At 54.0% G+C, this 265-nt stretch carries 1 protein-coding gene; it reads left to right on the plus strand.

The window, feature by feature from the left end:
• Nucleotides 1-137: 137 nt before the first annotated feature.
• Nucleotides 138-265 (plus strand): DUF3307 domain-containing protein (locus P8629_RS12915; RefSeq protein WP_442908708.1); only part of this gene is annotated, 128 nt, incomplete at its 3' end.

Below are 265 nucleotides of genomic sequence, written 5' to 3' on the forward strand. Positions count from 1 at the left end.
CGTACGGGAGCATTCACGGTTCTGGAAAAGCAACTAAATAGCGTTGCTTTGGCTTAAGCAACTAAATTTCGTTGCTTTTCGCGGCGACTTGGCTATCGCGACGCGAGCCACAGGAAGGACTCACAGGCAGAAAGGACATGCTTGAAACGCTGCTCGTACTGTTGACCGCTCACCTTGTCGCCGATTTCGTGCTGCAGACCACGAAGATGATCGCGCGCAAGCAGGAACTGCATGGCCTGCTACTGCACGTAGCAGTGGTGCTGCT

Origin of the sequence: Hydrogenovibrio sp. 3SP14C1 (assembly GCF_029625905.1) — a bacterium.
GTDB lineage: Bacteria > Pseudomonadota > Gammaproteobacteria > Thiomicrospirales > Thiomicrospiraceae > Hydrogenovibrio.